This is a genomic window from Albimonas marina, from assembly GCF_029223255.1.
Classification (GTDB): Bacteria; Pseudomonadota; Alphaproteobacteria; order Rhodobacterales; family Rhodobacteraceae; genus Albimonas.
On sequence record NZ_JARHUC010000002.1, the window covers coordinates 220210 to 235430 of the forward strand.

Below are 15221 nucleotides of genomic sequence, written 5' to 3' on the forward strand. Positions count from 1 at the left end.
GTTGCCGCCGACGCCCCCGGCGGTCCGCGCCGGCCCTCCCCGTTTGCCCGAGAGGCTTTCCGCATGTCGCTTTTCACGCCCCAGGACGCGCTGGTGGCGACCATGGTCACCACTTCCGCCGCCGACGCGCGCATGAGCTCGAACGAGCTGCTGTCGATCGACTCCATGGTCCGCGCCCTGCCCGCCTTCGCCGGCTACGACGCCGACCGGCTGGCCTGGGTCACGCGCACCGTCCTGGACCTGCTGTCCGAGGAGGACGGGCTGGACGCGATCATCGGCCTGGTGAAGGAGGCGCTGCCGCTTCGCTACAACGAGACGGCCTATGCGCTGGCCTGCGACGTGGCCGCCGCCGACGGCTCGGTGAGGCTGACCGAGCTGCGCTGGCTGGAGATGCTGCGCCACGACCTGGGCGTGGGGCGCCTGGCGGCCGCGGCCATCGAGCGCGGGGCCCGCGCCCGCCACGCCCGCATCCCCGCCACGGCGGAGGAGGCGGCGGACTGATCCGACGCCCGGGCCGGTTCAGCCCGGGCCGTTCTAAGACGAGATCCGCGCGCCGGAGGGGAAACCCTCCGGCGCGCGTCGTTCAGGGGGAGGCCCGCGTCGACCGAGGCCCGCGTCGGCCGAGGCCCGGGTCAGTAGCCGCCGGCCCAGGCGCGGACCATGCGCCGCTCCATCTCCCGCGCGCGGCCCAGCCAGCCGCGCGACTTGGCGCCGTCGCCGGTGTCGGCCAGCGTCTCGCGCCGGTCGAGATCCTCGGAGAAGATCGCGAAGGCGAGCCGGCGGCCCGAGGCGGCGGTGATGTAGCCCGCGAGCCCGCGCACGAAATACATCGTGCCGGTCTTGGCATGGGCCGAGACGCCGGCGGGCAGCTTCGCCTCGCCCTTCGCGGGGCCGAGGTTCACCTCCTTGAGCAGCGCCTCCAGCTCCCCCGGCCGCACCCGGCCGGCGGGGTCGCGGTCGGCCGCGCGCAGGAAGGCGACCATGGCCGCGGGGGTGACGCGGCTGTCTTCCGAGAGGCCGGAGTGGTTCATCAGCGCGATCGCGCCGGGGTCCGAGCCCTTGGCGCCCGACGTCGCGGGCGCGGCCGCGGCCGCGGCCGGCGGGGTCGCCCAGGCGCCGGGGCGCAGGGCGCCGCGGCTGGCGAGCATCGTCGCCGCGATCCCGGCCGAGAGCGCGGGGCCCGAGGCGGCCTCGGCCGTCGCGCCGCCCTGCCCGTCGCTCTTCGGGCGCACGCTCAGCGCGGTCTTGGGCGCGGGCGGCGTCGGCGGCGGCGGGGCCGAGGCGCCGGCCCCGCGCAGGGCGCGGGCGCTGGCCCACTGGTCCATGCGCCGCGCGCTCGCCTCCAGGTCGCCGGGCACCGGGCCGCGGGCGGCGCTGGCGGCGAGGCCCACGGCCTCGGCGGTGAGGTTGGTGGAGTATTTCAGCATCCCGCGCAGGATCTCCGACAGCGGGTCGGAGCGGCGGAAGGCCAGCGTCACCGCGGTGGAGGGCGCGCGGCCCGGCTCGGCGGCCGGCAGGGTCACGCCGCGCTGCTCGGCGAGCGCCCGGAACACGTCGGCCGCATAGGCCGCGGGCCGGCGCACCGGCAGCCAGCGCTGGCCCTTGCGGTTCAGGGCGCGGTCGAGGACCGTCCAGCGCTCCAGCGCGCCCTCGTCGCGCCGCTCGAAGATGCCGTCGGCGGTGTCCCCGGCGGCGATGGCCACCCCGCGCGGCGTGGCGCGGGCGCGCACGCCATGGGCCTCGAGCGCGAGGCCCAAGTCGGCGCCCGTGCGCTCCCACATGAACAGGACGCGGTTGAAGTCGAGGTTCAGCGCCCCGACCGAGGGGTTGTAGGTCACGTCCTCGGGCTGGGCGGGGTCGATGCGGGCGGTGAGCGGCAGGGCGCTGTCGTCGACGAGGAACCGCCCGGTCGCGCCGCGGAAGCCGCGGGCGGACGCCTGGGCGACCAGTTCGTCGAGCGCGTCGGTGTCGAGCTCGGGGTCCCCGCCCCCCACCAGCGCCACGTCGCCCCGCACCCGTCCGTCGGGCCCGGGGGCGGCGGCGGCGGTGAGGCGCGTCTCGAAGCGATGCTCGGCCCCCAGCGTCTCGAGCGCGTAGAGCGCGGTGAAGACCTTGGCGACGGAGGCGGGGGGGAACAGCCGCTCGGCGGCGCGGCTCTCGAGGATCTCGCCGGAGTCGAGGTCCATCAGCGCGTAGCCGACGTGGCCGCTGACGTTGATCGCCTCGGCCACCGGGCCGGCGAGGTCGCGCCTGCGCGGCTCGGCGACCGCCTGTCCGGGCATCGGCTTGGCGCCGGGGGCGTGGGTCGCCGGGCGCGCCATGGGCAGGGGCGCGCGGCTGGGCGCCTCCGCCTGCGCCGGGGGGACGGCGAGGCCCGCGCACAGCAGCGCGAACGCGCCCGCCGCGGCGAGGCGTCGCCAAATGCCTGGGGCCGCCGGTCGGCGCGAGGGCCGCCCAGCGCGAGGTCCGCGGACGCATGCCGCCATCTGAGTCGTCTTCCTTGCCTGTCCCCACCCGCTCCGCGCTTCTTGTTCGGCGTCGGCGTCGGGCTGCTCCGTCTCAGAGCCGACTCTGCCTCAGGCGCGCGCCGTGCTCAACGGTCCCGTGCGGGCGGCGGCCCGTCCCGCCGCGCTGCGGGCCACTCTCCCGCCTCGCGGATGCGGGTGGAGGAGAGGTCGGACATCGCGCCGGTCAGCAGCGTCCAGGCGGGGGGCCTGGCCAGCGCCAGCCCGTGCGCCGCCCCGGCGCTGCGGCGGGCGAAGGCGAAGCGGCGCGCGGCGGGCGAGAGGCCGGCGCGCAGCTGGGAGCCGGGACGGGCGAGCACCGCGATGGGCGTGGTCGTCGCGATCTCCTGCCAGCGGTCCCAGCGGTGGAACTGGGCGAGGTTGTCGGCCCCCATCAGCCACACGAAGCGCACCTGGGGATAGCGCGCGCGCAGCCGCTTGAGCGTGTCGGCGGTGTAGCGCGCGCCCAGCCGCGCCTCGACGTCGGTGACCTCGACGCGGGGATGGTCCATCAGCCGGCGGCAGGCCTCGAGCCGCGTCTCCAGCGCCGCGGGACCGCGGGCCTTGAGCGGGTTGCCCGGCGAGACCAGCCACCACACCCGGTCGAGGCCCAGACGGCGCAGGGCCCAGCGGGTGATGTGGACGTGCCCGGCGTGGGGCGGATCGAAGGAGCCGCCCAGCAGCCCCACCCGCAATCCCGGCTCGGCCCTCGGAAATCCCTGCACGCGCGCTCCGTCCCCTGCCCCTCGCCGCCGGGGGCCGCCCGCGCGGGGAGGCTCGGCGGGCCGGCCTCGCGCCGGTCGCCCCGCCTGTTTCCGGCCCCCCGGCCGGCAAGTCAACGCGGGCGCGGCGTCAGGCGCGCGCGAGGGGGCGGGCGACGCGCCGGTGCGACGCGCCTGCGCGGCGGACATCTTGCGCCGAGGCGATCCCTGACCTAGGTCAGAGACCTTGCCGACGCCGCCCTGCCCGGGCCGGTCCGCTTCCTGCCCGCGATTTTCCCGAGACCTCCCATGACCGACGCCTTCGACCGCGCCCAGGCGCTGTGCCGCATCCGCCGCTTCAACCGCGCGGTGGTCGCCGAGATCGGCGCGCTCGACGCCTCCTTCCTCGGCCGCGGGCGGCCGCTGGGGGAGGCGCGGATGATCCACGCGATCGGGCGCGGCGACCCGGAGGCGGGGCGCGAGGTGGCCGAGATCCGCGCCGAGCTGCGCCTGGATTCGGGCCTCGCCTCGCGCCTGCTGCGCTCGCTCGAGGCGCAGGGGCTGGCGGAGGTGCGCCGCCACCCCGACGACGGCCGCCGCCGGGTGGCGCGCCTGACCGCGGCCGGTCGCGCCGAGAACACCGCCTACGACCGCCTGTCGGACCGCCGCGCCGGCGCCCTGATCGAGCGGCACGGCCGGCGCGGCGGCGCGGCCCTGCTCGAGGCGATGGACCGGGTGGCCTGCGCGCTGGGCGCCGACCGCATCGCGATCAAGCGGGTGGACCCGGCCTCCGACGCCGCGCTCTCCTGCCTCGAGCGCTATTACGACGAGCTGGCGCGGCGTTTCCCCAAGGGGTTCGAGGTCTCGCTGTCGCGCGATCCCCAGGCGGGCGACATGCGCCCGCCGCGGGGCGCGTTCCTCGTCGCCTCGCTGGAGGGGATGCCGCTGGCCTGCGCAGGCCTGAAAGGGGGCGAGGACTTCGCCGAGGTGAAGCGCGTGTGGGTGGCGCCCGCGGCCCGCGGCCTCGGCCTCGCCTCGCGGATGATGGAGGCGGTGGAGGCGGAGGCGCGCGCGCTCGGCATCCCGCTCCTGCGGCTCGACACCAACCGGGCGCTGCCGGAGGCGGCCTCCCTCTACCGGCGGCTGGGCTGGGCGGAGATCGCGCGCTTCAACGACGATCCCTATGCGGAGCTGTTCTTCGAGAAGCGCCTCGAACCCGCCGCCCCGCAAGCCGGCCGCATTGCACCCGGCGTCGGCCGCCGGTAGAAGGCGCGCGACCCCGAACCCTCCAGGCAAGGACCCTCGAATGGCCTCCTACCAGTACGTCTATCACATGGACGGCGTCTCGAAGACCTACCCGGGCGGCAAGAAGTGCTTCGAGAACATCCGCCTGAACTTCCTGCCCGGCGTGAAGATCGGCGTCGTGGGCGTCAACGGCGCCGGCAAATCGACGCTGATGCGCATCATGGCCGGCGTCGACAAGGACTTCCAGGGCGAGGCCTGGGCCGCCAAGGGCGCCAAGGTCGGCTACCTGCCCCAGGAGCCGCAGCTCGACGAGAGCAAGACCGTCCGTGAGAACGTGATGGAAGGCGTCGCCGAGAAGACCGCGCTGGTCCAGGAGTACAACGAGATCGCCATGAAGATCGCCGAGGACTACTCGGACGAGCTCATGGAGAAGATGACCGAGCTCCAGGACCAGATCGACGCCCAGAACCTGTGGGACATCGACAGCCAGGTCGACGTGGCGCTCGAGGCGCTGCGCTGTCCGCCGGACGACGCCAACGTCGCCGCGCTCTCGGGCGGCGAGAAGCGCCGCGTGGCGCTGTGCAAGCTGCTGCTCGAAGCGCCCGACATGCTGCTGCTCGACGAGCCGACCAACCACCTGGACGCCGAGACGATCCTGTGGCTGCAGAAGCACCTGATCGAGTACAAGGGCACGATCCTGATCGTGACCCACGACCGCTACTTCCTCGACGACATCACCTCGTGGATCCTCGAGCTCGAGCGCGGCCGCGGCATTCCCTATGAGGGGAACTACTCCGCCTGGCTGGAGCAGAAGGCCAAGCGGCTGGAGCAGGAAGCGCGCGAGGACAAGTCCCGCCAGCGGGAACTGGCCAAGGAGCTCGAGTGGGTCCGCTCGAACCCCAAAGCCCGTCAGGCCAAGTCGAAGGCCCGTCTCAACCGCTACAACGAGATGGCCAACCGCTCCGAGAAGGAGCTGGTCGGCAAGGCGCAGATCATCATCCCCAACGGTCCCCGTCTGGGCGGCAAGGTGATCGAGCTCGAGAACATCAAGAAGGGCTTCGGCGACAACCTGCTGATCGACGGCCTGTCCTTCTCCCTGCCGCCGGGCGGCATCGTGGGCGTGATCGGCCCCAACGGCGCCGGCAAGTCGACGCTGTTCCGGATGCTGACCGGGCAGGAGCAGCCCGACGAAGGCTCGATCACCTTCGGCGACACGGTGAAGCTGAGCTACGTCGACCAGTCGCGCGACGCGCTCGATCCCAACAAGACCGTGTGGGAGGAGATCTCCGACGGGCTCGACATCATCAAGCTGGGCGAGGCGGAGGTTCCGTCGCGCAACTACGTGGGCGCCTTCAACTTCAAGGGCTCCGACCAGCAGAAAAAGATGAGCCTGCTCTCGGGCGGCGAGCGCAACCGCGTGCACATGGCCAAGCTCCTGCGCTCGGGCGGCAACGTGCTGCTCCTCGACGAGCCGACCAACGACCTCGACGTCGAGACGCTGCGCGCGCTGGAGGACGCCCTGCTGGAGTTCGCCGGCTGCGCCGTGGTCATCTCGCACGACCGCTGGTTCCTCGACCGCATCTGCACGCACATGCTGGCCTTCGAGGGCGACAGCCACGTCGAGTGGTTCGAGGGCAACTTCGAGGACTACGAGAAGGACAAGATCAAGCGCCTGGGGCCGGACGCCGCCCAGCCCAAGCGGATCAAGTACAAGAAGTTCGCCCGCTGAGGCGACCGCGGGCGCGGATGCGCCGGCGACGGGACCGACCGGGGCGCGCCGCAGGGCGCGCCCCGTTTCGTTTCCGGCGGCCCCGGGCGTCGCTTCATTCGCGCTTCAGGAATATTGACGCAGGGTCATTTCCCCGTCCCCATTCGGTGGAGCGCGTCGATGACCCCTCAGGACTGGCTTCGCGTTCAGGCGCGGCTGCACAAGCTCGGCTTCAATCCCGGCCCCATCGACGGGGTGCGCGGGCGCCTGACGATCACCGCCGTCCGCCGCTTCCAGCAGGCGAACGGCCTGGTCGCCGACGGGATCGTGGGGCCGAAGACCCTCGCGGCCCTGTTCGAGGCGGCCGAGGCGCCGCCCGTCTCCTCCGTCGACGGGATGCCCTGGTTCGAGGAGGCGCAGCGCCTGGTGGGCGTCGCCGAGGCGCCGGGGGCGGCGGACAACGCGGTGATCCTCGACTGGGCGAAGGACCTCGACATCCACTACCCCGGCGACGACATCCCGTGGTGCGGGCTGTTCGTGGGCCATTGCGTCGGCGCGACCCTGCCCGACGAGGGTCTGCCCTCCGCCGTGCTGCGCGCCCGCGCCTGGGAGAGCTTCGGCCAGCCCTGCCGCCCGCAGCTGGGCGCGGTGATGGTGTTCTGGCGCAAGAGCCTCGCCTCCGGGATGGGCCACGTGGGCTTCTACGCCGGCGAGGACCCCGACGCCTTCCTGATCCTGGGCGGCAACCAGAGCGACAAGGTCTCCCGCGCCCGCGTCGGCCGCGACCGCTTCCTCGGCGCCCGCTGGCCCCTCACCGCCCTTCCCCCCGCCGGCGGCGCGGTGCTGGTGGCAGCCGAAGGGGGGCTGTCGACGAACGAGGCGTGAGCGCGCGGCCCCGGTGGGGCGCATGTCGATGCGCCGCTCGTCCCTGACCTCTGGCGCATCCGCGCCGACCCCGGCAATCTGCCCGCCGATTGCCGGAGCGTTCCATTGCCTGTCGCCCACCTCCTCCGCGCGGCCGCCCGCGCCCTGCCCCGACCGCCCCGCTCCCGGCGCCTCTCCGGCCCGTCGCTCCGCGGCGCGGACCTGCGCGGGCGGATGCTGGAGAAGGCGGATCTGCGCGGCGCCGACCTGACCGGGGCCGACCTGCGCGGCGCCCGGCTGCGCTGGGCGCGGCTCGACGGCGCGCGGCTGATGCGCGCCCGGCTGGACGACGCATCGCTCGACGGCGTCGTGCTGGAGGGCGCGGACCTGCGCGGGGCGAGCCTTCGTCTCGCAAGCCTCTGGTTCGGCCATCTCGCAGGCGCTCGGTTGGACCGCGCCGATCTCACGGAGGCCGACGCCACCCTGAGCGACCTCGGCGGCGCGAGCCTGCGCCGCGCCCGCCTGCGCCGCACGATCCTGGACGAGGCGAACCTGGCGGAGGCCGACCTGCGCGGCGCCCGGCTGGACTCCACCTTCATCCACTGGACCGACTTCACCGGCGCCCGCCTCGACGGCGCGACCCTGACCGACGTCCTGTTCGATGCGCCGACGCTGACCGGGACGTCGCTCCGGCGCGCCCGGATGGACGGCTGCGCGGCGTGGGAGGTGGAGCTCGCGCTCGGCGCGCAGATCTCGGCCCCGCAGCTCTCCCCCCTCTTCGCCGACGGCTCGGTCCGCCTGCTGAAGGACGGCTCGCCCGTCGAGCCCGGGTCCGCCGGCTGGCCCGAGGGATGGAGCGCCGCCCGCCTCGACGCGCGTCATGCAGGCGAGCGGTTCGCCGACGCCTGGCGCCGCTGGCGCGCGGCCAGCGGCGTGACCCGGGCGCTTCCCGACCGGCCCTGAGCGGGAGCGCGGGGCCGCCGTCCGCCTGCGCTCGCCCAGAGCGGCCGCGAGGCGCGCCTCGTCCCCACGGCCCGCCGCCGTCCCGCGAAAGCCTTCCCCTTCGCCCGCGCCTGTCGCATAACCCGCCCCGCAAGACCGACTCGGACCCTTGGAGGCTTCCATGCACGACATTCGCCAGATCCGCGAGAACCCCGCCGCCTTCGACGCGGCGCTGTCTCGTCGGGGGGTGAAGGACGCCTCGCAGGCCCTTCTGAAACTGGACGAATCCCGCCGCGCGAAGATCGCCGCCGCGGAGACCGCCCAGGCCGAGCGCAACGCGGCCTCCAAGCTCGTCGGCAAGGCCAAGGCCTCGGGCGACGAGGCGGAGTTCGAGCGGCTGCGCGCCCTCGTCGCCGCCAAGAAGGACGAGATCGCCCGGCTGGAGGAGGAGGCGAAGGCCGAGGACGAGGCGCTGCGCGACGCGCTCCTGTCCCTGCCCAACCTGCCGCTCGACGACATCCCCGACGGCGAGGACGAGGACGACAACGTCGAGATGCGCCGCTGGGGCGAGCCCCGCGCCTACGCCTTCGAGCCGAAGGAGCATTTCGAGATCGCCGAGGCCATGGGCCTGATGGATTTCGCCGCCGCCGCGAAGCTCTCCGGCGCGCGGTTCGTGGTGCTGAAAGGCGCGCTGATCCGCCTGCACCGGGCGCTGGCGCAGTTCATGCTCGACACCCATGTCGAAGAGCACGGGCTGACCGAGGTCTGGACCCCTGTCCTCGTGCGCGACGAGGCGATGCTGGGCACCGGCCAGCTTCCGAAATTCGCCGAGGATTCCTACCGCACGGAAAACGGCTGGTGGCTGATCCCCACGGCGGAGGTGACGCTGACCAACCTCGCGGCGGGCGAGATCCTCGAAGCCGGCGCGCTGCCGATCCGCTACACCGCGCACACGCAGTGCTTCCGCTCCGAGGCGGGCTCGGCGGGCAAGGACACCCGCGGGATGCTGCGCCAGCACCAGTTCGAGAAGGTGGAGATGGTCTCGGTCGTGGCCCCGGACGAGGGTCTGGCGGAGCTCGACCGCATGACAGGATGCGCCGAGAACATCCTGAAGGCGCTGGAAATTCCCTTCCGCACCATCGTGCTGTGCACCGGCGACATGGGCTTCGGCGCCCGGCGCACCCATGACATCGAGGTCTGGCTCCCGGGCCAGGGGGCGTATCGCGAGATCTCCTCCTGCTCGCTCTGCGGCGACTTCCAGGCCCGTCGCATGAACGCCCGCTATCGTCCTGAACCGACGGCGAAACCCGAGTTCGTGCATACGCTCAACGGTTCGGGCCTCGCGGTGGGCCGGGCGCTTATCGCGGTGATCGAGACCTACCAGCGCGCGGACGGCGGCATCGACATCCCCGAGGTCCTGCGGGCCTGGATGGGCGGCAAGTCCGCGATCGGGCCGGACGGCGCCCTGGTCTGAGGGCGCGGGTCCGGCACCGCCTGCGCGAATATCGCTTGATCGGGCGCGGAATCGGCGTATTGACGATTCCGCGCGCCGCCCCGCGCGGGGAGCGTCCGAGGGCTGGAAATTCATCCCGCAACCCTCTGACATCCTCATGAAAAAACGTCCGGACGGGCGGCCCGGCCTCACGGAAAATCGCGGCCATGATGACGGTCCGCTGCTATCTCGCCCCCTCGTCCATCGAAGGCCTGGGGGTGTTCTGCCATGAGCCGATCCGCAAGGGCGACGTGATCTGGCGCTTCGACGACCGCTTCGACCAGAAGCTGCCCCGCGCCCTGGTCGCGGACGCCGATCCGGTAATGCGCGAGTTCCTCGAGCGTTACGGCTACGACCACCTCGACCACCCCGAGTTCCTGTTTCTGGACGCGGACGAGGGCCGGTTCATGAACCACGCCGACGCCCCCAACACCGACTTCAAGGGCGCCGACATGGGCATCGCGCTGCGCGACATTCCCGCGGGCGAGGAGCTGACCTGCGACTATCGCGAGTTCACCTTCGGCGACCTGCACATGCAGCCCTCCCGTCACCGGGTGGCGGCGGCCGCGCTCGCGGCCGAGTGACGCCCCGCGGGGGCCAAGCCACGGGGGGGCGGCGAAAATCGCCCCCCCGGGACGCCTCATGGCCCGCGCCCGGCTGGACCTCGGACCCGGGCGCGGGTAATCCTGCGGCATGCGTCAACGCTTCGGACCCTTCGCGCCACAGGCGGAGGGCGGAGCAGCGGGGGCTCCATGCGAATTCTGATCACGAACGACGACGGCATCACCGCGCCCGGACTGCGCGCGGCGGAGGACATCGCGCTGGCCCTGGCGGGGCCGAAGGGCGAGGTGTGGACCGTCGCGCCCGAATCCGAGCAGTCGGGCGTCGCCCATTGCATCTCCTACACCAAGCCGATGCGGATCAATCCGCTGGGGCCGCGGCGCTTCGCGGTCGACGGCTCGCCCGCCGACTGCGTGATCGTGGCGCTGAGCCACATCATGGCCGACTGCCCGCCGGACCTGATCCTGTCGGGCGTCAACCGCGGGCACAACGTAGCCGAGGACGTGGTCTATTCCGGCACCGTGGGCGGGGCGATCGAGGGTACGCTGGCCCGCGTGCCGTCGATCGCGCTGAGCCAGGGCTACGGGCCCGACAACCTCGAGCTCGACGACATGTTCGAGGGGGCGCGTCGCGCGGGCCCCGACGCGGTGCGCCGCGTGCTTGAGATGCCGTGGGAGCCGAAGGCCGATTACGGCCTGTTCTACAACATCAATTTCCCGCCCGTGCCAGGCGACCGGATCCAGGGGATCCGGGCCGCGAACCAGGGCCGGCGGCCCGGCGGCGCCTTCAAGGTGCAGGAGACGGTGGCGCCGAACGGGCGCTCCTACTTCTGGCTGGCGCATGCGCGCGGCAACGAGCTGGCCGCCGAGGGCACCGACGCGCGCGGCACGGCCGAGGGCTGGATCACGGTCACGCCGCTGCGCTGCGACCTGACCGCCCACGACCGGCTGGCCGAGGTCGAGGCGGCGCTGTCGGGCGACGGCGCGCGGCGCACGGCCTGACGCCGCCGCGAGGCGGCGCACGGGCGACGATGGACGAAGAGCCGAAGGCATGAGGGGGCGCGCATGACGGCGGGCGAACGCGAGGGAACGGCCGAGGAGGTCATGCAGCTGATCTTCTCGCTGCGCTCCAAGGGCGTGACCGACAAGCGCGTGCTGGACGCCATCGAGAAGACGCCGCGGGCGGCCTTCCTCGACCGCTCCTTCAAGGACCGGGCGTGGGAGGACATCCCCCTGCCCATCGCCTGCGGGCAGACCATCTCCCAGCCCTCTGTGGTCGGGCAGATGACCCAGGCGCTGGGGGCGACGCCGCGGTGCAAGGTGCTCGAGGTCGGCACCGGCTCGGGCTACCAGGCGGCGATCCTGGCGCGGCTCGCGCGGCGGGTCTACTCGGTGGAGCGGCACCGCCCGCTCGCCCGCCAGGCCCGCGAGGTGATCGAGCGCAAATTGCACCTCTCCAACGTCTCGATCATGACGGCGGACGGCGCGCTGGGCCTGCCCGATCAGGCGCCCTTCGACCGCATCATGGTCACCGCCGCGGCCGAGGACGTGCCCGCGATCCTGCTGGGCCAGCTTCGCGAAGGCGGGGTGATGGTCCTGCCCGTGGGCCAGACCGACGACGTGCAGCAGCTTCTGCGGGTCGAAAAGACGCCCGACGGCCTGCAATATTCCGAGCTGTCGCCCGTCCGCTTCGTGCCGCTGCTTGAGGGCGTGGCCGCGGACGTGGTTGACTGAGCCGCGACCCCATCGGTCGGGCCGGATCTCGCCGGCCCCGCCCCCCGGCCCTTGCGCCGCCCGAGTTCCGACGCGCAGAGACGCCATGACCCAGTCGATCTTCTTCGCCGCCCCCCGTCCCGAGACCGAGGCCCGCTCCGGCGCCGAGGCCCGGCGCGCCCGGGCCTTCCCCCTGCTGATCGCCGCCTCGGCGCTGGCGCTGGCCGCCTGCTCCGACGGGTCGGGCGGCGGCGCGGAGCGGGCCGCCCCCGCGGCGCCCGCGCCCGCGGCCCCCGCGCCGACGGCGGCGCCCTTGCCCGCCAACCCCACGACCCCGGATTCGCGCGGCGTGATCGTCTACCAGGACTATTCCGCGGTGGTCGCGCGCCGGGGCGACACGGTGCAGGCGATGGCGCTGCGCGTGGGCGTCTCGCCCGCCGAGCTCGCGGCCTACAACGGCCTGCCGACCAGCTACATCCCCTCGCCCGGCGACGAGCTGGTGCTGCCCCCGCGCGCGGGCGGCTATGCCTCGGCGGGCGGATCGGCGGCGGAGGCGCCGCAGGCGCTGTCCGCGGCCCCCTCCGCCCCGAGCGGCCCCGCGCCGGCGGCGGCGGTGACCTCGGCCTCCGCCGCGTCGGTCGAGACGACCACGGCCGCGGGCGGCTGGTCGCCCTCGATGGTCGAGGGGGCGCTGCAGCGCTCGAACGCGCCGGCCGACGTCTCCTCGGGCTCGCCCCGGCTGGGGACAGGCGCGGGATCGGGCGGCGGCGGCTCGGACGTGGGCTATCACGACGTGGCCGACGGCGAGACGATCTATTCCATCGCGCGCCAGTACGGGGTGACGCCGGAATCGCTGATCTCGTGGAACGCGCTGTCGGGGCCCGACTACCGGGTAACGGCGGGCCAGGTGCTGGTGATCCCGGCGGCGGGCTCGGCCGCGGGCTCGACCGCCGCGCCGCTCTACCCGCCGGGGGGCGAGGGCGTGGCGACGCCGCCGCCCTCCTCGGGCGCGCCGCTGCCGGCGGACACCCAGCAGGCCCGGCCCCTTCCCTCGCCGAACCTGAGCCAGTACCAGTCGCCGCCGCCGGCCCCGACGCCGGCGCCCGCCGCCGCCCCCGCGGCCGCGCCGGCGATCTCGGCCCCCGTCGAGGCCGCGCCGCAGCCCGCCTCCGTCGAGCGCGCAGCGCCCGCGCCCACGGCCAGCGTCGCGCCCGGCAAGCTGCTGCGGCCGGTGCCGGGGCGGATCGTGTCGGGGTTCAACCGCTCCGGCTCGGGCAAGCGCAACGACGGCGTGGACTTCGCGGCGACGCCGGGCGAGGCGGTGTCGGCCGCGGCGGCCGGGACGGTGGCGCTGGTCTCGCGCTCGCTGGGCGAGTGGGGAAACATCGTGCTGGTGCGCCACACGGACGAGATGATGACCGTCTACAGCCGCCTGGGAGACATCTCGGTGACCAAGGGCGAGACGGTGGCCGCCGGCCAGCGGATCGGCGCGGTGGGCCAGCCGGACTCCGGCGCGGCCACCCTCCACTTCGAGGTGCGCAAGGGCGCCTTCTCCGAGAATCCGGAGACCTATTTCTGAGCGTCCAGCGGCTTGCCGCGAAGACCTGAGGTTTCTCTGCAAGGCCGCCCTTCGGGCGGCCTTCGCGCTTTCAGCGCGGACGAACGGCGCGACGGGGTCTCAAGACCCCGCCGCAGCTCGCTGAGTTTCTAGGGAAAAAGCTGGCTGGAGACCGCGCCGACCGGCGCAGCCGCAGCCGCGCAGGCGGCGTCAGCCGATGGCGACGCCCCGGCGGCCGGCGAGGTCGGTGACGAACTGCCAGGCCACGCGCCCGGAGACCGAGCCGCGGGTCTGGCGCCACTCGATCGCCTCGGCGCGCAGCTCCTCGTCGCCGATCTTGATGCCGAAGGCGTCGCAGTAGCCGCGGATCATCGCGAGATACTGGTCCTGCGCGCAGGCGTGGAAGCCCAGCCACAGGCCGAAGCGGTCGGAGAGGCTCACCTTCTCCTCCGTCGCCTCGGAGGGGCTGATGGCGGTGGAGCGCTCGTTCTCGATCATGTCGCGCGGCATCAGGTGCCGGCGGTTCGAGGTGGCGTAGAAGATCACGTTGGCCGGCCGCCCCTCGACGCCCCCGTCCAGCACGGCCTTCAGGCTCTTGTAATGCGCGTCGTCCTTGTCGAACGAGAGGTCGTCGCAGAACAGCAGGAAGCGCCGGTCGGCGGCGGCCCGCAGATGGGTCAGCAGGCGGCCGATGCTCGGCAGATCCTCGCGCTGGATTTCCACAAGGACCAGAGGGACTTCGCGCCCGTCGTTCACCCGCGCATGGGCGGCCTTCACCAGGCTCGACTTGCCCATGCCCCGCGCGCCCCACAGCAGCGCGTTGTTCGCCGGCAGCCCGTCGGCGAAGCGCCGGGTGTTGTCGAGCAGCACGTCGCGGGAGCGGTCGATGCCCACCAGCAGGTCCAGGTCCACCCGGCTGACCGTCGGCACCGGGTCCAGCCGGTCGGGCGAGGCGTGCCAGACGTAGGCGTCGGCCTGCGTGAAGTCCGGCGTCGCCAGCGGCGGCGGGCTCATCCGCTCCAGCGCCGCGACGAGGCGGGTGACCAGGTCCTCGCCTTCCGTCTCGGGCTTGGCGATCAGGGGGCGGGCGAAACCGGTCATGTGAGGTCCATATCCTCCTCGTCCTCCTCCTCCTGGCGGGCGCGCTTGCGCTCGGCCGCGCGGACGAGGTGGATCGAGATCTCGTAGAGGCCGTAGACCGGGATGCCCAGGCCCAGCTGGCTGAGCGGGTCCGGCGGGGTCAGGATGGCGGCGGCGGCGGCGATGGCGACGATCGCGTACTTGCGCGTGCGCGCCAGCCCGTCGGCCGAGACCAGGCCCGCGCGACCCAGCAGGGTCAGCAGCACCGGCAGCTGGAAGCAGATGCCGAAGGCCAGGATGAAGGTCATCATGATGTCCAGGTAGTCCCGGACCTTGCCGAGGAACTCCGTGGACGTGGCCAGGCCGTCGCCGTCGCCGGTGGTGCCGTAGTCGAGGAAGAAGCCGAAGGCCATCGGCGCGACGAAGAAGTAGACGAGGCACGCGCCGGTGAAGAACAGGATCGGCGTGGCCACGAGGAACGGCCAGAACGCGCCACGCTCGTTCTTGTAGAGGCCCGGGGCGACGAACTTCCAGACCTGGGTGGCGATGATCGGGAAGGCCAGGAAGAAGCCGCCGAAGACCGCGAGGCGAAGGTCGGTGAAGAACTTCTCCTGCAGGGCGGTGTAGATCAGCCGCGGCTCCATCCCCCGGTCCAGCAGCGCGCCGCGCAGCGGGCCGGTGAGGATGTCGAAGATCTGGCGCGCGAAGATGAAGCAGAAGATCGTCGTCGCCGCGAAGCCCCACAGCGACCAGATCAGCCGGCTGCGCAGCTCGGTCAGATGCTCGATCAGGGGCGCGCGCGAGGCTTCGATCTCGTCCTCGTCGATATGGGTCGTCATCGGGTCTCACCCAGC

Annotated in this window: 14 protein-coding genes; 10 read left to right on the plus strand and 4 right to left on the minus strand. The window is 73.4% G+C overall.

Features of this window, described 5'->3' with window-relative positions:
• The first annotated feature begins 63 nt into the window (after positions 1–63).
• Positions 64–501: a tellurite resistance TerB family protein gene (locus P2H44_RS04780; protein WP_275762304.1), complete on the plus strand. Its 438-nt coding sequence runs from the start codon at positions 64–66 to the stop codon at positions 499–501.
• Positions 502–632: 131 nt separating this feature from the next.
• On the opposite strand, the gene P2H44_RS04785 is transcribed toward P2H44_RS04780, so the two are convergent.
• Together P2H44_RS04785 and P2H44_RS04790 are read right to left on the minus strand one after the other, a co-directional pair.
• Positions 633–2282 carry a D-alanyl-D-alanine carboxypeptidase/D-alanyl-D-alanine-endopeptidase gene (locus tag P2H44_RS04785; RefSeq protein ID WP_275762305.1) on the minus strand — a complete coding sequence of 550 codons (1650 nt, stop codon included), beginning with the start codon at positions 2280–2282 and terminating at the stop codon, positions 633–635.
• A gap of 311 nt (positions 2283–2593) precedes the next feature.
• On the minus strand, positions 2594–3229 hold the full coding sequence (locus P2H44_RS04790; RefSeq protein WP_275762306.1) for a nicotinate-nucleotide adenylyltransferase: 636 nt from the start codon (positions 3227–3229) through the stop codon (positions 2594–2596).
• A 285-nt stretch (positions 3230–3514) separates the two neighbouring features.
• Between P2H44_RS04790 and P2H44_RS04795 the strand changes: the two genes are divergently transcribed.
• From P2H44_RS04795 to P2H44_RS04835, 9 genes are all read left to right on the plus strand, one after another.
• Positions 3515–4471: a bifunctional helix-turn-helix transcriptional regulator/GNAT family N-acetyltransferase gene (locus P2H44_RS04795; protein ID WP_275762307.1), complete on the plus strand. Its 957-nt coding sequence runs from the start codon at positions 3515–3517 to the stop codon at positions 4469–4471.
• 40 nt (positions 4472–4511) lie between these two features.
• Positions 4512–6179, plus strand: a complete 1668-nt coding sequence (gene ettA, locus P2H44_RS04800; protein WP_275762308.1) for an energy-dependent translational throttle protein EttA — start codon at positions 4512–4514, stop codon at positions 6177–6179.
• Between the two features lie 159 nt (positions 6180–6338).
• Complete coding sequence (locus tag P2H44_RS04805; protein ID WP_275762309.1) at positions 6339–7043, plus strand: NlpC/P60 family protein; 705 nt, start codon at positions 6339–6341, stop codon at positions 7041–7043.
• Positions 7044–7148: 105 nt separating this feature from the next.
• Positions 7149–7985, plus strand: a complete 837-nt coding sequence (locus P2H44_RS04810) for a pentapeptide repeat-containing protein (protein WP_275762310.1) — start codon at positions 7149–7151, stop codon at positions 7983–7985.
• 160 nt (positions 7986–8145) lie between these two features.
• Positions 8146–9438: a serine--tRNA ligase gene (serS, locus tag P2H44_RS04815; RefSeq protein ID WP_275762311.1), complete on the plus strand. Its 1293-nt coding sequence runs from the start codon at positions 8146–8148 to the stop codon at positions 9436–9438.
• A 185-nt stretch (positions 9439–9623) separates the two neighbouring features.
• A complete protein-coding gene (locus tag P2H44_RS04820; RefSeq protein WP_275762312.1) occupies positions 9624–10040 on the plus strand; it encodes an SET domain-containing protein in 417 nt (138 codons plus the stop codon).
• A 168-nt stretch (positions 10041–10208) separates the two neighbouring features.
• Complete coding sequence (gene surE, locus P2H44_RS04825) at positions 10209–11018, plus strand: 5'/3'-nucleotidase SurE (protein WP_275762313.1); 810 nt, start codon at positions 10209–10211, stop codon at positions 11016–11018.
• Positions 11019–11081: 63 nt separating this feature from the next.
• A complete protein-coding gene (locus tag P2H44_RS04830) occupies positions 11082–11750 on the plus strand; it encodes a protein-L-isoaspartate(D-aspartate) O-methyltransferase (RefSeq protein ID WP_275762314.1) in 669 nt (222 codons plus the stop codon).
• An 85-nt stretch (positions 11751–11835) separates the two neighbouring features.
• Complete coding sequence (locus tag P2H44_RS04835; protein WP_275762315.1) at positions 11836–13308, plus strand: peptidoglycan DD-metalloendopeptidase family protein; 1473 nt, start codon at positions 11836–11838, stop codon at positions 13306–13308.
• A gap of 189 nt (positions 13309–13497) precedes the next feature.
• Here the strand turns inward: P2H44_RS04835 and P2H44_RS04840 are convergent, their stop codons facing one another.
• Positions 13498–14301 carry an ATP-binding protein gene (locus tag P2H44_RS04840; protein ID WP_462976265.1) on the minus strand — a complete coding sequence of 268 codons (804 nt, stop codon included), beginning with the start codon at positions 14299–14301 and terminating at the stop codon, positions 13498–13500.
• A gap of 83 nt (positions 14302–14384) precedes the next feature.
• Positions 14385–15206 (minus strand): twin-arginine translocase subunit TatC, encoded by an 822-nt coding sequence (gene tatC / locus P2H44_RS04845; RefSeq protein WP_275762317.1) that lies wholly within the window; start codon positions 15204–15206, stop codon positions 14385–14387.
• Between the last annotated feature and the right edge of the window lie 15 nt (positions 15207–15221).

Excerpts from the sequence above, each read along its gene's own strand:
- P2H44_RS04780 (WP_275762304.1), top strand. The coding sequence starts at position 64 with ATGTCGCTTTTCACGCCCCAGGACGCGCTGGTGGCGACCATGGTCACC.
- P2H44_RS04785 (WP_275762305.1), bottom strand. The coding sequence starts at position 2,282 with ATGCCCGGACAGGCGGTCGCCGAGCCGCGCAGGCGCGACCTCGCCGGC.
- P2H44_RS04795 (WP_275762307.1), top strand. The coding sequence starts at position 3,515 with ATGACCGACGCCTTCGACCGCGCCCAGGCGCTGTGCCGCATCCGCCGC.
- ettA (WP_275762308.1), top strand. The coding sequence starts at position 4,512 with ATGGCCTCCTACCAGTACGTCTATCACATGGACGGCGTCTCGAAGACC.
- P2H44_RS04805 (WP_275762309.1), top strand. The coding sequence starts at position 6,339 with ATGACCCCTCAGGACTGGCTTCGCGTTCAGGCGCGGCTGCACAAGCTC.
- serS (WP_275762311.1), top strand. The coding sequence starts at position 8,146 with ATGCACGACATTCGCCAGATCCGCGAGAACCCCGCCGCCTTCGACGCG.
- P2H44_RS04820 (WP_275762312.1), top strand. The coding sequence starts at position 9,624 with ATGATGACGGTCCGCTGCTATCTCGCCCCCTCGTCCATCGAAGGCCTG.
- surE (WP_275762313.1), top strand. The coding sequence starts at position 10,209 with ATGCGAATTCTGATCACGAACGACGACGGCATCACCGCGCCCGGACTG.
- P2H44_RS04830 (WP_275762314.1), top strand. The coding sequence starts at position 11,082 with ATGACGGCGGGCGAACGCGAGGGAACGGCCGAGGAGGTCATGCAGCTG.
- P2H44_RS04835 (WP_275762315.1), top strand. The coding sequence starts at position 11,836 with ATGACCCAGTCGATCTTCTTCGCCGCCCCCCGTCCCGAGACCGAGGCC.
- P2H44_RS04840 (WP_462976265.1), bottom strand. The coding sequence starts at position 14,301 with ATGAGCCCGCCGCCGCTGGCGACGCCGGACTTCACGCAGGCCGACGCC.
- tatC (WP_275762317.1), bottom strand. The coding sequence starts at position 15,206 with ATGACGACCCATATCGACGAGGACGAGATCGAAGCCTCGCGCGCGCCC.